The organism is Bradyrhizobium sp. Cp5.3 (genome assembly GCF_000426265.1).
GTDB classification, from domain to species: Bacteria; Pseudomonadota; Alphaproteobacteria; order Rhizobiales; family Xanthobacteraceae; genus Bradyrhizobium; species Bradyrhizobium neotropicale.
This window is the reverse complement of sequence record NZ_AUFA01000010.1, coordinates 330,669-346,976: the sequence shown is the minus strand read 5'-3', so window position 1 is coordinate 346,976 and position 16,308 is coordinate 330,669. Positions and strand designations below refer to the sequence as shown.

Below are 16,308 nucleotides of genomic sequence, written 5' to 3'. Positions count from 1 at the left end.
CTCGCGTTCCAGGCGCCGGCTGGATTGCACCCGATTGAGATAACCGTAGATGTACAGCTTCAGGAGGACTGCCGGATGGTAGGAGGGCCGGCCCGTCTCCTTGGCGATCACACGTTCGAATCCCATTCCATGTAGGTCGAGCGCCTCGACAAAGGCATCGATGACATAAACGGCGTTGTCCTCGCTTACCCAATCCTCCAGGCATTCCGGCAAGAGCGTCAGCTGGGATCTATCCGCGCCTTCAACGAAACGTCCCATCCGCACCCCCCATCAGGAAACGGAGGAATCGTAGCCGACTCGCGACTTTTCACACAGCCAGGGTCATTCGCTGCCGACCTAAAGCGATGCGCTCTCGGATCGCCGAATAAATCTGGGCAGCCAACGGAGCCCTTTTGGCACAATCGAGTTGGATGGGGACGGCAACCATCGCGCTGAACACGCGCAACGCATCAATTTGCTAACACCAGCGACCGGAACGATCCCGACTCATCAGCTTAGTGGGAGCCCCGGTCAATGCAGACAGCGCAGATCGCAGACCCGGAGACAAGAGTTCCACACTGCCTGGCATTTTGTGGATAGCCGGCGCGTCCACGCTCCCTGCAACATGTCCACCAAGAGACAAATGATCGAGGAGATAGCTCCCATGAAGGCGATCGTTGTAACGGATCAGGCCGCGGGAACGGCCGGGATGAAGCTGGTGGACCGGCCCGAGCCGCAGGCAGCGATAAACGACGTCGTCGTTCAGGTTCATGCGTCAGGATTTGTCCCGACTGAGCTGGCGTGGCCATCGACCTGGACCGATCGCCTCGATCGTGATCGAACACCATCGATCCCTGGGCACGAGCTGGCCGGAGTGGTCACCGCTCTCGGATATGGCACGACCGGGCTGTCGGTGGGACAGCGGGTGTTCGGCCTCGCGGACTGGTATCGCGACGGCACGCTGGCCGAGTATGTGGCGATCGAGGCACGCAACCTCGCGCCGCTGCCGGGCGACGTCGACTTCACGGTGGGCGCGAGCCTGCCGATCTCGGGCCTGACCTCATGGCAAGGGCTGTTCCAGCACGGCCGCCTTCAGGCGGGGCAGAGCGTCCTCGCACACGGCGCGGCCGGCGCAGTCGGGTCGATGGTGACGCAACTCGCACGAGAGGCCGGCGCCTACGTCATCGGCACCGGACGCGCCGCCGACCGTCAGACGGTGCTCGACTTCGGCGCGAAGGAGTTCGTCGACCTCGACAACGACGCCCTGGAAGACGTCGGCGAAGTCGATCTGGTGTTCGATGTCATCGGCGGTGACATCCAGAAGCGGTCCGCAGGATTAATTCGAGCCGGAGGAACACTGGTGACCGTCGTCGGGCCGGCCGAGGCGTGGCCCTCCGACGGCCTGGCGGTCGACTTCGTCGTCGAGTCCGATCGTGCCCAACTGAGTGAGATCGTCCAGCGGGTGCGGGACGGACGACTCCGGACGCACATTGGCAACGTCTCGACCCTCGACGATGCCGTCGCCGCCTTAAATCCTGCCGAGCGACGCAAGGGGAATACGATCATCCGGGTTCGTCCCTGAGCGACGTACGCCCATCTGATCCTGCCCTAACTCTGAGATGAAGAAGGGCAGAGCGTTGTCGCTCTGCCCTTTTGTCGTGTGCGCGGCCGGCCGCGATCAGTGCATGAAGCTGCGGCGATTGTTGCCGCCGCTCATGCTCGGCGCCTGGTTCATCGATTGCCGGAAGTTGTTGTCCGCCGCGCCACTGTTATTGTGGTTTGGCATCGTATTGAGCTGCGGACGGTTGTTCTGCACCTGAATCTTGTTCGCCGGGTTGTTGTTGAGCTTCACGATGCCGGTGTTGCCGTTGTTGGTGCGGATCGGCTGATTCTGCGACTGACCATTGGTCGTCTTCACGTCGATGTTCTTGACGTCGATGTTTTTCACGTCGCCGCCCTTGCCGACATTCGTCACCGGCAAGCTGACGATCTTGCCCGAGCCACCGTTGTTGCCGGCATTCGGCGTGTTGTTGGTCGCCGGCAGCGTCACGATCTTGCCGATCGTGCCGTTGTTGGTCGTGCCGCCAGTCGGCGCGGGCAGGGTGACGATCTTGCCCGGATTTTGCGACGGCGGGTTGTTCGGCTGGTTGCCCGCCGGCAGGGTGACGACCTGGCCGCCATTGCCAAGCTTGGCGATGACGTTGATGTCGACCGGCCTCTGCACGACCGGCAGGTTACCGCCATTACCCTGCTGCACGAGCGGCAGGTACTTAGGCGTGCCGAGATTGCCGAACTTCAAGGTCGGCGCGATGGTTTGCGGAGCCAGAAACTTCGTCGGCTGCATCAAGGGGATCAGCTTCGGCTGCGCCGCCAGCTTCAGCGCGACTTGCGCATAGGGGCTGTTGCCGTAGCTGTCATAGAAGGTCTGGTAGCCGAGCGGCGAGTTGGCGAGCACTGCCTTGTGCCAGGCCTGCGAGATCAGGAGGTTTGAGAGCAGCCAGCGGATGTGATCGCACAGGGGGTCGTGCGGATACATGTGGATGAACTCCTGATAGTAGGCGGGATTGCCTTCGGACAGCACGTAGTCATAGGCCTGACGCGCCGAGCGGCTCGGCAGGTTGGACGCCATCTGCACCACAGGCGCATTCACCGGCGCGCGGTTGGCGGCAACGGCCGTGTCGCCGAAGAAATAGAAATCGGACGTCAGCGACGAGCTCTCCCACGGCGTCTGCGCGCCGTCGGTTGAGTGGCTCACCTCGAGCCGCACGCGCTTGAACAGCTGCTCGATCGGCACGTTGGGCTGGCGCGCGACGTTGAGGAAGGCCTGGGTGTAGGGACTGTGGCCGCCACTGCCGTCGAGCGCTTCGGCGCCCGGTGCGGTCGAATAGCCGACGATCGAGCCGTTCGGCGCATCGACGATCGCAAGGCCGCGGCCGGCATCGTTGACACTGGGGAACGGGTTGTTGCGGCAGGCATCGAGGATGACGATGCGCATGCGGCTCGGGATCGTCTCCAACGTCGACATCACGTCGACGAGGCGGACCGAGTTGCTGACGAGCTCGGTCGGGGTCGAGACCTTCGCATCAACGGGAACGAGGTAGTTCTCGCCGGCGAGCTGCACGCCATGGCCGGCGTAGTAGATCATCGCCACGGTGTTGGGGCCGCGGGCGGCGACCTTGGCCGAAAAATCCTGTACGACCTTGAGCATGTCGTTCTGGGTTAGGTCGGTCGCCGAGATCACCTCGAAGCCGGCCGAGTTCAGGAACTGCGCCATCGATTGCGCATCATTGTCGGGGTTCGAAAGCTGCGGCGCGTTCTGGTAGTTCGAATTGCCGATCACCAGCGCCACCCGCTGCTCCGGGCTTTGCAGCGCGGTGGGAGCGGCCGACTCGACCGGGGCAACCTGCGCGGAAACCGGGCCGCAGGCGAAGCCGAACAGGCTTCCCAGCAGGCCCGCATACATCAGGAAGGACTTCAGGCGGAACATGGCTTGCTCCCTCGGGGCTAATCTCGATGCGAGATTGGTTGCGGGGAGGCTAGACCGCGTTCGAGTCTTGCGTACGTGATGCCGATCACCATGATCCGGTGCGTGACCTGAATCACGCTGGAACCGGCTATGCTGAAATCGATCTAGCCGCGACCGACGAGATGAATCGCCGAGCGCCAGGCGTGCTGCGACAGGGCCTTGAGGTTTCGAACCGTCTCGACGCGAAGCAGGGCGGCATCGGCGGTGAGGGTCCCATTGGACACCGCGCTGAGCGTCGCGCTGCGGTGCCTGCGCAGCACTTCGTCGAGTTCCGTCGTACAACGCTCGAGCTCGGCGATGGCCTCGTCAGGCGGGTTCGCGCGGGGGCCGGCCATGACGTCGGCATGTGACGCTGGCGGCGATCCCGCGACGCGGGGCGGCGCCGCCACACCACGCGCAATCGCGGCTGCGCTTCGCATCACCTCTGCGCTTAGCTCTTTGGCGCGGATGTCCTCCGGTCCATCTGCCACTGTAGCGAAATTGATTCCTCCATTCGCGAGGTCCGTCAGTCGAGACGCGTGGTCGAGCGCGTGCAGTGTGCTCGTGAGCGAGCGTTGCTCGTCGTCGATGTCGGGCGGTCCGGCCGCGTCCGACAGGAATAGTTGCGCCTGACGCACGGCGTCGGCCGCCTCCTGCACGGACACGGTGTCCTTCCCCACGCGTATGGGTCCGGTGTGGCCGGCCAGTCGCGCCTCGACCGAACCGCACACCGTCACGAGCACGCGTGCGATCGTTCGCCGCACCGCTTCCACCGCCACGGCAGGCGTAGCGAGTGCCAACGGTTCGAGGCACCGCGTGAGCGGTGAGCCACGCTCGGGCAGGATGCGCTCCACCAGTCGCGTGAACCAGTTGATCAGCGGCAGCAGGACCGCCACGCCGACAACATTGAACGCCGTGTGATAACCGGCGAGCAGCGTGACGCCGTCGATCGTGCTCGAGGCACGCAGCAGCAGAGGCGTGACAAAGGGAAAGGCGACCAGCGCGACCAGTGCCGCGATCAGCTTGAAAAGCACATAGGCGATGGCCAGCCGCTTGGCGGTGGTGCTCGCGCCGATCGCCGCCAGGGCCGAACTCGTAGCCGTGCCGATGTTCTGGCCGATGATCAGCGCACAGGACTGGTCCAGTCCGATCGCACCGGCGAAATAAGCGGACAAGGTCACCGCGATGGCGGCCGTTGACGATTGCATCAGCGCGGTCATGACCAGTCCGATCACGACCAGCGCCAGCACGCCGAGCAGGCCCGACCACCATGGGGTCCCGGGGCTACCGAGAACGGCAGGCAGGTCCGCCGGGTGCAGTCGTTCCGCGAGGCCACCCATGCCCTGCTGCAGGGTCGTCAGCCCAAACAGCACAAGTCCGAATCCGGCAAGCGCCGCACCGACGCCGGAAATGCGTCCCTTGCCCAGAAGCTTGGTCAACGCACCGACGAAGATCATCGGCAGCGCCGCGGCCGTGAGCGAGACGCGGACGCCGATCAGCGCGACCAGCCAGCCCGTGCCCGTGGTGCCGATGTTCGCGCCGAAGACGAGGCCCAACCCCTGCTGGAACGTCAAGAGGCCGGCGCTGACCAGACCGATCGTCGTCATGGTCGTTGCGCTCGAGGACTGCACCAGCAGCGTGACAAGGGCGCCCCAAATGGAGCCAAGCAGCGGCGTCGACGCCGCCTTGTTGAGCACCGCGCGCAGCGCGGAGCCGGCCAGCGTCTTCAGGCCTTCCGTCATCACGGTCATGCCCAGGAGGAACAGACCTACGCCGCCGAGTGTCGAGATCGCCGTAGACATATGCGCTCCTGAGGAGGCCGATTGGGCGAGCCCTCACACTGTAGCGCAGTTGCCGGGCGAGCGCAGCCATCAGGCTGTGGCGCGTATGGTCGCGCGCGAATGGATCAGTTGCTGGAGGTGATGCGACTGAGTCGGGCTTCGGCGTCGTGCAGTTTCGTGGCGGCAGGGGTTACGGACGCTTCCTGATCTGCAAGGGCGTGATCACCGCCAGGCGCTTTCATTCTTTTGCTCATAGTCCTTGAAGGCCTTTTCCAGGCCGCCAAGCACCTCGGCGGAGGTCTCGAACATCGCCTTGAGCTGCGGCTCGTCGACCTTCTTGATGTCTTCGCGGAGGTGGTTCCGGATCTCGTGGAGGGCCTTTTGCATCTTCTGCGTATGGTGCCGGGGATCGCGATCTGCCGCACTTGCCATGGCCAGTCTCCTCGCTGCTAATATCGTCTCGAGGAAGCCCAAGCCGGCTCCGACGAGGCTGCGCGTTAACGGCCGGCGGCTTGCGTCGTTCCAATTACGGATTTCGATAAAGGGCGCATGAAGTTCAAGGATCTGCTCAACGGGTTCATCAGGCTGCACATTCTGCACCATGCGGCGGAACACGAGATCTACGGCCAGTGGATGATCGAAGAGCTGGCGCGGCACGGCTACAGGCTCAGTCCCGGTACGCTCTATCCGCTGCTCCACGGCATGGAACGGAAGGGCTATTTGCGCTCCCGCAAGGAGCATCCCGGCCGGACGGCACGGACGCTCTACCGCGCGACGCCGCTCGGCAGGAAGGGGCTTGCGCTTGCGAAGTTGCGCGTGCTCGAATTCACGGGCGAGGCCATGAAGGATTAGGACTGGCCGAAAGGGCCGATTTCCTTTATCGAAAGCCGATAAACGCGGCAGTCGGGATCAAGCGGCCGTGAGCGACATGAATTCTTCAGCCGACGCCTCGGTCGATCGCGGAGCCCGTACCGGCTCGCCGTTGGAAGTCCTGCGCATCTTCCTCAAGCTCGGATTGACCTGCTTCGGCGGCCCGATCGCCCATATCGGCTATTTCCGCGATGAGTTCGTCGTGCGGCGGAAGTGGATCGACGAGCACGCCTACGCCGATCTGGTCGGGCTGTGCCAATTCCTGCCGGGGCCCGCCAGCAGCCAGGTCGGCTTCTCGATCGGCTTGATGCGAGCCGGTTATCTCGGCGCGCTGGCTGCATGGACGGGTTTCACGCTGCCTTCGGCTGCCGTCCTCATCGTCTTCGCCTACGGAGCGGGAGCGTTGACCGGGCCGCTCGGAACCGGCTTGCTTCACGGCTTGAAGCTGACCGCGGTTGCCATCGTCGCGCAGGCGGTCTGGGGCATGGCGCGCAATCTCTGCCCCGACCGCGAGCGCGCTTCGATCGCAGCGGCGGCGGCGATCATCCTGCTTCTCAGCACCTCATCAGTGGCGCAGATCGGCGCGATCGTCCTCGGCGGGCTCGCCGGCCTGTGGTTGTGCCGTTGCGAAATGGCGGCACCGTCGGGACATGTCGCGATGCCGGTCTCGCGCACCGTGGGGCTGATCACGCTTGCGGCCTTCTTCATTCTGCTGGCGGGCCTGCCGGTGCTCCGCGGCCTGACGGGATCGGCGGGCGTGGCGCTATTCGATGCCTTCTACCGCTCCGGTGCACTCGTCTTCGGCGGCGGCCATGTCGTCCTTCCGCTGCTGCGCGAAGCTTTCGTCGGCCCCGGCTGGCTGAGCGACGACGCGTTTCTCGCCGGCTACGGCGCAGCCCAGGCCGTGCCGGGCCCGCTCTTCACCTTCGCGGCGTATCTCGGGACCGTGGTCGCTCCCGAACCGCACGGCCTCGCAGGAGCGGTCCTCGGCCTCATCGGCATCTTCCTGCCGGGGATGCTGGTGCTGCTCGGCGCGCTGCCGTTCTGGGACGCCTTCCGAAGGCGCAGCGGCGCGCAGGCGGCGATGCGGGGCGTCAACGCCGCCGTCGTCGGCGTGCTGGGCGCGGCGCTCTACAATCCGGTATGGACCACGACGGTGCACAGCTCTAAGGATTTCGCGGTGGCGCTGGTCGGCTTCGTCCTGCTGACCGCCTGGCGCGCGCCTCCGCTCCTGGTCGTCGCTTTCAGCGCTGCTGCGGGCGGGGTCATGGCGTTGGTCTGAGCTTGGAAGCAATAGAAGCTTGGCGAAGTTGAGAGGGCAAAGCTCGGGTGGAATGCGCCGCGGGGCAAGCCTCGAAGGGCGACGGCCCGGCTGCATCCCGGCCGTTCATCCTTCGAGGCTCCCCAAGGGGTGCGCTACGCCCCATGGCTCGCACCTCAGGATGACGGATTCGCAGCCTCGTCATTGCGAGCGCAGCGAAGCAATCCAGAGTCTTTCCGCGGCGACGGTCTGGATTGCTTCGCTGCGCTCGCAATGACGGTGTGGAAGCGCCTAAACCTATGCCCTCGTGCCCCGGACTCAGCGCAGCAACGCTTGCGCGTTGCGGCGCGTCCGGGACGCGAGAGGAGCGGCGTGGAGAGACTTTGAGCGCCCCTCAGGAGAAGAACGCGATCTTCTCGGCCTGGGTCATGCGGCGGATCGGGGCGAGGGGATCGTTGGCGGGGGCGCGGGGCTTTTGCAGGATGCCGCTGGCGAGGATGGTGGCGCCGAGCGAAGGCTCGGGCAGAGGTGAGGGCATCGGCAGTGTCGCGGTCGGCGCCATGGTGAGGGGCGCGCTCGGCGCCATGGCCGGGGCCGGATGCTCCATCACCTCGGCGGCAGCTTCGGCGATGGCATCGGTGAGACGCGCGAGCGATTCAGCCGCGATCGGTGCTTCGACAGCGGGAGCCTGTGCTGCTACCGGGACGACGGCCGGCTCGCCCGCGATCGACGCGATGGCTGGCGCTTCCGCGACCGGTGCAACGACCGGCTCCGCTGCGATCGGCTCAGCGACATCAGCGGCAACTGGCTCGCGAATGTCCGCAGCCATCTCCATCGGCTCGATGATCTCGTCGAAGTCCGGATCTGGCGCGGCCATCTCGAATGCGATCCGCTCGAGCACGGCCTCGTCCTCCGCCTGCGCAGCGGCATCGAACGGGAGCTCGTCGGGCGCTGAGACCGCCTCTTCAACCGCGTCGTGGCTTTCGGCGACGATCTCCGGCTCGCCGGCGATGTCCATCGCCGTATCGGCAACCGATGTCGTTTCAGCGGCGCCGATCTCTTCAACGGCGGTTTCAGCCTCGACTGGCAATGCGAGGTCCTGCGGCGCCTCCGTAAAAGCCACGGGGGCTTCGCTCGCCATCGCGGCAGGGGCAGCCTCGACAGCCGGCGCTTCCTGCACAGGCGCCGGGGAGGGACGCATCGCCGTTTGCGGCGCCACGCCGCCGTCAGCGTCGGTCTGCTCGATCCGGTCCTTGAGCAGATCGAAGGCGGCCTTGAGCTCGGTGCGCGGGTCGATGGTCGAAACCTGCGTGCAGGCGCCCTCGATGGCCGCGAGCTGCGAATCAATCAGGTCGCAGATTCGCCCGTCGGCGCCGATCTCGCGCCAGCGCCAGGAGATCTCCTTGATGATGCGTACGCCGCGCTGGATCGGCGCGAGGCCAGACTCGATCGTGGCCGGATCGAACGCCGCAACCGCCACGGCTTCGGTCTCCTCGACCGCGCGGCGGATCGCCACCAGCGCCTCGGGCAGGCGGTCCTCGATAACCGGTTGTCGCTGTGCCGCAATGGTTTCTTCAATTTTCGCGACCGCATCGAGCACCATGCGGGTATCGGCATTGCGGTTGCGCTTGGCATATTCGCCGAGGAACCAGCGGCCGCGCGCGGTCTCCATGAACGCTTCGCGGATCGCGTCGTAGTCCTGCTCGTTCGGCTCGGCCGCGCGGGCGGACATGGGCGAGAGGGCGAATGCTTCAGTGGCCATGGCAATCTCGTCGCGCAAATCAGTGCGCGTTACAGTAACGATCACCACGATATCGACCGAATCGCAATTGGTTTGATGCAACCCGAATCACAAATCCCCATCGCTGCAACCGTGAGACGCCGATTCGCGGTGCGGCTGGCGCTGTTCTATTCGGCGGTGTTCGCGGTCTCGGGCGCCCATCTGCCGTTCTTCTCGGTCTGGCTGAAGGCGATCGGCATCGACGCGGCCTGGATCGGCGTCATCATGGCGCTGCCGGCGATGACGCGCTTCACCACGCTGCCTTATGCAACCGCCTTTGCCGAAAAGCGCCACGCCATTCGCGCCGGAATGACGATCTCGGTGTTCGCGACCGCCGTGGGCTTTGCGGTGCTCGGCCTGCAGCAACAGCCGCTGACGCTATTCCTGGTCTACGCCGCGACCTGCGTGCTGTGGACCCCGACGATCCCGCTGACCGATGCTTATGCATTGCGCGGCGTCGCTCGCTACAAGCTCGACTATGGGCCGGTGCGGCTGTGGGGCTCGGCGGCCTTCGCCGCCGGTTCGCTCGCTTGCGGCTTTCTGGTCGACACCATTGCCGCGCGCGACCTGATCTGGGTCATCGTCGCGCTCGCCGCCGTCGCGGCGTTCACAAGCCTCTTGCTTCAGCCGCTCGACGACGTGCGGCGAAAGAGCGCGGAGGCGCGCGTCGGCACGGCGCTGCTGCGCGATCCCGCCTTCTGGGCCATCATCGTTTCAGCCGCGCTGATCCAGAACAGTCACGTCGCCTATTACACATTCTCGGCGATCAACTGGCGGGCCCACGGCCTCGGCGGGCTGACGATCGCAGGCCTCTGGACGCTGGGTGTGATTGCCGAAATCCTCGTGTTCGCGCTGTCGCCGCGCTTCTCGTTGCACGCCTCAACGCTCATGGCGATCGGCGGTGCGGGCGCCGTCGTGCGCTGGATCGTCACTGCGAACGAGCCGCCGCTCGCGCTGCTCGCGATCGTGCAGCTTGGCCATGGCCTTACCTTCGGCATGACCATCCTCGGCACCATGAGCCTGCTGGTGCAGCGCGTGCCGTCGCATCAGATCGCGCGCGGGCAGGGCTACTACGCCGCGTGCATCGGGCTGTTGGGAGCGGCGACGTCGATCGTCTCGGGCGCGATCTACGCGCGCGTCGGCGAGGGCCTGTATTACGTGATGGCCGGGATGGCCGGCCTTGGTGCGCTGCTGATCTGGTCGGCGCGGCACCGGCTCAAGGCTCATCCCCAGAGCGAAGCCTCCGGGGGATAGACCAGGCTGCCGTCATAACGAAGTCCGTGATCACGATCGCGGGCCAGCAGCAGCGGTCCGTCGAGGTCGACGAAGCGCGCCTGCGGCGTGATCAGCATCGCCGGCGCCATCGACAGCGAGGTCGCGACCATGCAGCCGACCATGATCTCGAAGCCGAGCGCCTGCGCCGCGTCGGCCATGGCGAGCGCCTCGGTGAGGCCGCCGGTCTTGTCGAGCTTGATGTTCACGGCGTCATAGCGCTCGCGCAAGGGCGCGAGCGAAGCGCGGTCGTGCACGCTTTCATCGGCGCAGACCGCGAGCGGCCGCTTGACCCGCGCCAGCGCGCCGTCCTGCCCGGCCGGCAGCGGCTGCTCCACCAGGGTGACGCCGGCCGCGGCGCAGGCGGCGAGGTTCTGCTCCAGATTGGCCTCGGTCCAGGCCTCGTTGGCGTCGACGATCAGCTCCGATTCGGGGGCGGCCTTGCGCACCGCCGCGATTCTGGCTCCGTCGCCGTCACCGCCGAGCTTGATCTTGAGCAGCGGCCGGTTTGCCGCCTTGGCAGCCGCCGCCGCCATGGCCTCGGGGCTGCCCAGCGAGATCGTGTAGGCCGTGGTGCGCTCGGCCGGCACCGGGCGGTCCAGCAGGTTCCAGGCCCGGACACCCGCTGCCTTGGCCTCCAAATCAATCAGGGCGCAATCCAGCGCGTTGCGGGCCGCTCCTGGCGGCATGGCGGCCTGCAGGGCCTGCCAGGTGAGTCCGCCCGCAACTGCCTGCTGCATGACCTGGATTGCGCCGAGCGTTGCCTCGGGGGTCTCGCCATAACGGGGATAGGGCACGCATTCGCCGCGGCCGGTCAGGCCGTCCCGACTCACTTCCGCCACAACAGTGACGGCCTCCGTCTTGGCGCCTCGGCTGATCGTGAAGGTTCCCGCGATCGGAAAGCGCTCGATTCGGACCGAGAGGACCGGAACTTTGCTGGAAGTCATTTTGAACTCTGGCAATTTCTGAACCGGCTGATTACCTCTTGCAACTAACAATGGCCAGTTGGGGGTACCTTCTCCAGGTAGGGGCGCGTGCGCAACCATCTCTATTCCTCCGCCTCCGATGCCTCGGCACAGGAGCGGACATCTTGAGCGGCGATCCGAAACTCGAACGGATTGCGAAAGGCAACGCGCTGGCACTCTGCGCCACCGGAACGTGGACCGCGAGCTTCGCGCCGGTCCTGGAGCGGATGGTCGCCGACGCCGAAAAGCTTGCCGGCAGCCCGCAGAGCATCTTCATCGATGTCTCCGACGTCGCCAAGCTCGACACGTTCGGCGCGTGGCTGATCGAGCGGCTGCGCCGCAGCCTGACGCAAGGCGCCGTCGAGGCGCAGATCGCGGGCCTCTCCACCAACTATTCCAGCCTCGTCGACGAGGTGCGCCGGGTCAGGGCGACGCCGGTCGTCGAGACCAGCGCGGTCACGATCACCGGCATGCTGGAGCAGATCGGCCGGGCCGTTTCTGGCGTTGCCGGCACCGTGGCGGGCCTCGTCGACATGCTCGGCGCCGTGCTCGCGGCAAGCGGCCGCGTGCTGATCCATCCACGCTCGCTGCGCCTGACCTCGACCGTGCATCATTTGGAGCAGGTCTGCTGGCGCGCGGTGCCGATCATTGTGCTGATCACCTTCCTGATCGGCTGCATCATCGCCCAGCAGGGCATCTTCCATTTCCGCAGGTTCGGCGCCGACATCTTCGTGGTCGACATGCTGGGCGTGCTGGTGCTCCGCGAGATCGGCGTCCTGCTGGTCGCGATCATGGTCGCGGGCCGCTCGGGGAGCGCCTACACCGCCGAGCTCGGCTCGATGAAGATGCGCGAGGAGATCGACGCGCTGCGCACCATGGGTTTCGATCCGATCGAGGTGCTGGTGCTGCCGCGCATGCTGGCGCTGGTGCTGGCGCTGCCGATCCTCGCCTTCCTCGGCGCCATGGCGGCGCTCTATGGCGGTGGCCTGGTCGCCTGGCTCTATGGCGGCGTCGATCCCGAAGCCTTTCTATTGCGCCTGCGCGATGCCATCTCGATCGACCATTTCATCGTCGGCATCGTGAAAGCACCGGTGATGGCAGCCGTGATCGGCATCGTCGCCTGCGTCGAGGGGCTGGCGGTGCAAGGCAGCGCGGAGTCGCTCGGACAGCACACGACCTCGTCGGTGGTGAAGGGCATCTTCTTCGTCATCGTCATGGACGGCGTCTTCGCCATCTTCTTCGCATCGATCGGAATGTGACGATGGCAGGCGAGATCCAGAACCCCATCGTCCGCGTCCGCGACATCACCGTGCAGTTCGGCGCGACGCGCGTGCTCGACGGCCTCAATCTCGACGTCAAGCGCGGCGAGATCCTCGGCTTCGTCGGCCCGTCGGGCGCGGGCAAATCGGTGCTGACGCGCACCATCATCGGCCTCGTGCCGAAGGTCGCCGGCAGCATCGAGGTGTTCGGCGTCGACCTCGATGCGTCCGGTGGCGCGCAGCGTCGTGGCGTGGAGCGGCGCTGGGGCGTGCTGTTTCAGCAGGGCGCGCTGTTCTCCTCGCTGACCGTCAGGCAGAACATCCAGTTTCCGATGCGCGAATACTTGCGGGTCTCGCAGCGGCTGATGGACGAGATCACCATGGCCAAGCTCACCATGGTCGGCCTCAAGCCTGAAGTGGCCGAACGCTTCCCGTCCGAACTCTCCGGCGGCATGATCAAGCGCGTGGCGCTGGCGCGCGCGCTGTCGCTCGATCCGGACCTCGTGTTCCTGGATGAGCCGACCTCGGGCCTCGATCCGATCGGCGCCGGCGATTTCGACGAGCTGGTCAGGACCCTGCAGCGCACTTTGGGTCTGACGGTTTTCATGGTAACGCACGACCTCGACAGCCTTTACACAGCTTGTGACCGCATCGCCGTTTTAGGGAACGGTAAGATCATTGCGGCAGGGTCGATGGCCGACATGCAGGCCTCGCAACATCCCTGGCTGAGGCAGTATTTTCATGGCAAGCGCGCCCGCGCGGTCATGGGTTGAGTACCTGGGTTGAGTAGCCGGAGCACCTGATGGAAACGCGGGCGAATTACGTACTGATTGGATCGTTCACGCTGGCGGTGATCGCCGCGGCGATCGGCTTCGTGCTGTGGTTCCAGTCGCTGCACACCACCAAGCAGCGCAGCCCCCTGCGCGTGGTCTTCGAGGGCCCCGCGGCCGGCCTGCGTAACGGCGGCAGTGTCAATTTCAACGGTATCAGGGTGGGTGAAGTCGTCTCGGTGAAGCTCGACAACCCGCGGCGGGTTGTTGCACTCGCCATGGTCGAGAACAACGCCCCGATCCGCAAGGACACCCTGGTCGGCCTTGAATTCCAGGGCCTGACCGGCGTTGCCGCGATCTCGCTGAAGGGCGGCGAGGAGGCTGCGCCCCCGCCGGCGCTCGACGAGGATGGCATCCCGACGCTGACCGCCGATCCGAACAAGCTCCAGGACGTCACCGAGGCGATCCGCGGCACGCTGCAGAACATCAACAAGCTGGTTGCCGACAATCAGGAGTCGGTGAAGAAGTCGCTGAAGAATCTCGAGACCTTCACAACCTCGCTCGCGCGCAACTCCGAGAGGGTCGACGCCGTCATGGCCAAGGTCGACGGCGTGATGCTCAAGGCCGACAATCTCATGCTCGGCCTCAACACGCTCGCCGGCGGCAAGGACGGTGGCGAGCTGTTCCAGGCAGTGAAGTCGATCCGCGAGCTTGCCGATGACTTCGACAAGCGCTCCGGCGCGCTGATGTCCGACGGCCGCCGCACGCTCGGCGACATCAGCCGTGCCGTGAATAATTTCGACCGCAACCCGACGCGCGTGCTGTTCGGCGCCAGCAACAGCACGCAGGCTGCTCCGCCACCGGCCGAGCCGCCGAGGCCCGCGCCGTCGAACGAGCGCAAGCGGCAGTAGCGGTCCCCATCCGCCCTTTAGTCGTCCCTCGCGCCAGGCATCAGCCTCGCGCGATGACCATGTCGTGCGCGCTGCTCCATTCGTGAGGCGGCGATACGAAAGTATGGGGGTCTGGCCGAGCCAAGGTAGGGGGAGGGGCTGGCGGATATTGTCAGCTATATCGCGCTCAAGGCGCGCTTCACGAAAAGCGCGTCGACTTCACTCACAGGGGAGGAGAGCGTGATACGTCTGCTGCTGCTGTTGCCGTTCATCGGTCTGATGATCGTGCCGTTCTACAATATCCGGGAGCCCCATCTGTTCGGCTTCCCATTCTTCTACTGGTATCAGCTCGCCTGGGTGCCGCTGACCTCGCTGCTCACCTACATCGTCTACAGGAGCGTGCGCCGTGCTGACTAATGTCGATAGCGCGGCGTTCGCCGTATTCCTCGTCCTGTTCATCCTCGTCACCGGCATGGGCTTCGTCGCCTCGCGCTGGCGCAAGCCGGAGACGCTCGCCCATCTCGACGAATGGGGCCTTGGTGGCCGCAAGTTCGGGACCTGGATCACCTGGTTCCTGGTCGGCGGCGACTTCTACACCGCCTACACCGTGATCGCCGTCCCTGCGCTCGTCTATGCGGTCGGCGCCTACGGATTCTTCGCGCTTCCCTACACCATCATCGTCTATCCCTTCGTGTTCGCGGTGATGCCGGTGTTGTGGAAGGTCGCCAAGGAGCGCGGCTACGTCACCGCGGGCGACGTGGTGCGCGGCGCTTACGGTTCGCGCGGGCTCGAGCTTGCCGTTGCTGCCACTGGCGTGCTTGCGACGATGCCCTACATCGCGCTTCAGCTCATCGGCATGGAGGTGGCGATCAAGGCGCTCGGCCTGAACGGTGAGGTGCCGCTCGTCCTCGCGTTCCTGGTGCTGGCGCTCTACACCTATTCGTCGGGCCTGCGCGCACCAGCGCTGATCGCCTTCGTCAAGGACATCATGATCTACATCGTGGTCATCGCCGCGATCGCGATCGTGCCATCCAAGCTCGGCGGCTATGGCGCGATCTTCACCGCGGCGGATACGGCGTTCGCAGCGAAAGGCTCGGGCGGCATCCTGCTGTCGCCGGCGCAGATCGTGCCCTACGCGTCGCTGGCGCTCGGCTCGGCGCTCGCCGCCTTCATGTATCCGCACACGCTGACCGGCATCTTCGCGTCCTCGGGCGGCAACACCATTCGCAAGAATGCGATGCTGCTTCCGGCCTATACGCTCCTGCTCGGCCTGCTTGCGCTGCTGGGCTACATGGGCCATGCCGCGGGCCTCAAGCTCGCGAGCAACAACGACGTCGTGCCGGAGCTGTTCAAGACGCTATTCCCGAGCTGGTTCGCAGGTTTTGCGTTCGCGGCGATTGCAATCGGAGCGCTGGTGCCGGCCGCCGTCATGAGCATCGGTGCGGCCAACCTGTTCACCCGCAACTTCTGGAAGGTGTGGGTCGATCCGAAGGTGACGCCGGCGGGTGAGGCGAAAGTCGCCAAGATCACCTCCATGCTGGTGAAGGTCGGCGCGCTGCTCGCGATCCTCTTGATGCCGACGCAGTTCGCGCTCGACCTGCAGCTGCTCGGGGGCCTCTGGATCCTGCAGACGCTGCCGGCGCTGGTGTTCGGCCTGTACCTGAACTGGTTCTCGAGCCCGGCGCTGCTGGCCGGCTGGGCCGTCGGTCTTGCCGGCGGATCATGGCTCGCCTGGTCGGACGGGCTGAAGCCGCTGCACGGCATCGACTTCGGCGCCGGCACGGTTGCGGTCTACACCGGGGTGCTGGCGCTCGCGCTGAACATCGTCGTCGCCGTCGTGGTCAACCTCGTGCTCAAGGGCCTGCCGCAGGCGCGGCTGTCGCGCGAGGCGGCCTGAGGTCAAACTCCAACCGGCGGCCGGACACCCGGCCGCCGGTCTGATTTATCCGATGGCTGAAAAGTGCCTTCCACGCGAT

The 16,308-nt window shown here is 65.6% G+C and carries 15 protein-coding genes; 9 read left to right on the top strand and 6 right to left on the bottom strand.

Annotated features, from left to right (window positions below; translation table 11 throughout):
• A partial coding sequence (locus K289_RS0117480; protein WP_035684925.1) for a transposase occupies positions 1-258 on the bottom strand: 258 nt, incomplete at its 3' end.
• A 385-nt stretch (positions 259-643) separates the two neighbouring features.
• Between K289_RS0117480 and K289_RS0117475 the strand changes: the two genes are divergently transcribed.
• Positions 644-1,561: an NADP-dependent oxidoreductase gene (locus K289_RS0117475; RefSeq protein ID WP_027552723.1), complete on the top strand. Its 918-nt coding sequence runs from the start codon at positions 644-646 to the stop codon at positions 1,559-1,561.
• A 96-nt stretch (positions 1,562-1,657) separates the two neighbouring features.
• On the opposite strand, the gene K289_RS0117470 is transcribed toward K289_RS0117475, so the two are convergent.
• The 3 genes from K289_RS0117470 to K289_RS0117460 all read right to left on the bottom strand — a co-directional run bounded on the left by K289_RS0117470 (position 1,658) and on the right by K289_RS0117460 (position 5,697).
• The gene (locus K289_RS0117470) at positions 1,658-3,466 is read right to left on the bottom strand and encodes a caspase family protein (protein ID WP_027552722.1); all 1,809 of its coding nucleotides are present in this window, start codon (positions 3,464-3,466) and stop codon (positions 1,658-1,660) included.
• A gap of 143 nt (positions 3,467-3,609) precedes the next feature.
• Entirely contained in the window at positions 3,610-5,286 is a 1,677-nt protein-coding gene (locus K289_RS0117465; protein ID WP_027552721.1) for a Na/Pi cotransporter family protein, read from the bottom strand.
• A 201-nt stretch (positions 5,287-5,487) separates the two neighbouring features.
• Positions 5,488-5,697, bottom strand: coding sequence for a hypothetical protein (locus tag K289_RS0117460; protein ID WP_027552720.1), 210 nt, complete (start codon positions 5,695-5,697; stop codon positions 5,488-5,490).
• 117 nt (positions 5,698-5,814) lie between these two features.
• Here K289_RS0117460 and K289_RS0117455 point away from each other — a divergent pair, with 117 nt between their 5' ends.
• Together K289_RS0117455 and chrA are read left to right on the top strand one after the other, a co-directional pair.
• Positions 5,815-6,117 carry a PadR family transcriptional regulator gene (locus tag K289_RS0117455; RefSeq protein ID WP_027552719.1) on the top strand — a complete coding sequence of 101 codons (303 nt, stop codon included), beginning with the start codon at positions 5,815-5,817 and terminating at the stop codon, positions 6,115-6,117.
• Positions 6,118-6,193: 76 nt separating this feature from the next.
• Complete coding sequence (gene chrA, locus K289_RS44555; protein ID WP_051310617.1) at positions 6,194-7,417, top strand: chromate efflux transporter; 1,224 nt, start codon at positions 6,194-6,196, stop codon at positions 7,415-7,417.
• A gap of 373 nt (positions 7,418-7,790) precedes the next feature.
• Here chrA and K289_RS0117445 read toward each other — a convergent pair whose 3' ends face one another.
• Positions 7,791-9,158, bottom strand: a complete 1,368-nt coding sequence (locus K289_RS0117445) for a hypothetical protein (RefSeq protein WP_027552718.1) — start codon at positions 9,156-9,158, stop codon at positions 7,791-7,793.
• A gap of 75 nt (positions 9,159-9,233) precedes the next feature.
• On the opposite strand from K289_RS0117445, the gene K289_RS0117440 reads away from it, so the two are divergent.
• Positions 9,234-10,430: a major facilitator superfamily domain-containing protein 6 gene (locus tag K289_RS0117440; protein ID WP_027552717.1), complete on the top strand. Its 1,197-nt coding sequence runs from the start codon at positions 9,234-9,236 to the stop codon at positions 10,428-10,430.
• Here K289_RS0117440 and dgcA read toward each other — a convergent pair.
• Positions 10,400-11,395: an N-acetyl-D-Glu racemase DgcA gene (dgcA, locus tag K289_RS0117435; RefSeq protein ID WP_027552716.1), complete on the bottom strand. Its 996-nt coding sequence runs from the start codon at positions 11,393-11,395 to the stop codon at positions 10,400-10,402. The genes K289_RS0117440 and dgcA overlap by 31 nt on opposite strands.
• A 143-nt stretch (positions 11,396-11,538) precedes the next feature.
• On the opposite strand from dgcA, the gene K289_RS0117430 reads away from it, so the two are divergent.
• From K289_RS0117430 to mctP, 5 genes are all read left to right on the top strand, one after another.
• Positions 11,539-12,672, top strand: a complete 1,134-nt coding sequence (locus K289_RS0117430) for an ABC transporter permease (protein ID WP_027552715.1) — start codon at positions 11,539-11,541, stop codon at positions 12,670-12,672.
• Positions 12,673-12,674: 2 nt separating this feature from the next.
• Positions 12,675-13,445, top strand: coding sequence for an ABC transporter ATP-binding protein (locus K289_RS0117425; protein WP_027552714.1), 771 nt, complete (start codon positions 12,675-12,677; stop codon positions 13,443-13,445).
• A 29-nt stretch (positions 13,446-13,474) separates the two neighbouring features.
• Complete coding sequence (locus tag K289_RS0117420; protein ID WP_027552713.1) at positions 13,475-14,353, top strand: MlaD family protein; 879 nt, start codon at positions 13,475-13,477, stop codon at positions 14,351-14,353.
• Between the two features lie 219 nt (positions 14,354-14,572).
• Positions 14,573-14,749 carry a DUF3311 domain-containing protein gene (locus K289_RS48675; RefSeq protein WP_027552712.1) on the top strand — a complete coding sequence of 59 codons (177 nt, stop codon included), beginning with the start codon at positions 14,573-14,575 and terminating at the stop codon, positions 14,747-14,749.
• Complete coding sequence (gene mctP / locus K289_RS0117410) at positions 14,739-16,229, top strand: monocarboxylate uptake permease MctP (protein WP_027552711.1); 1,491 nt, start codon at positions 14,739-14,741, stop codon at positions 16,227-16,229. Before K289_RS48675 ends, mctP begins: the two co-directional genes overlap by 11 nt.
• The last annotated feature ends 79 nt before the right edge of the window (positions 16,230-16,308 follow it).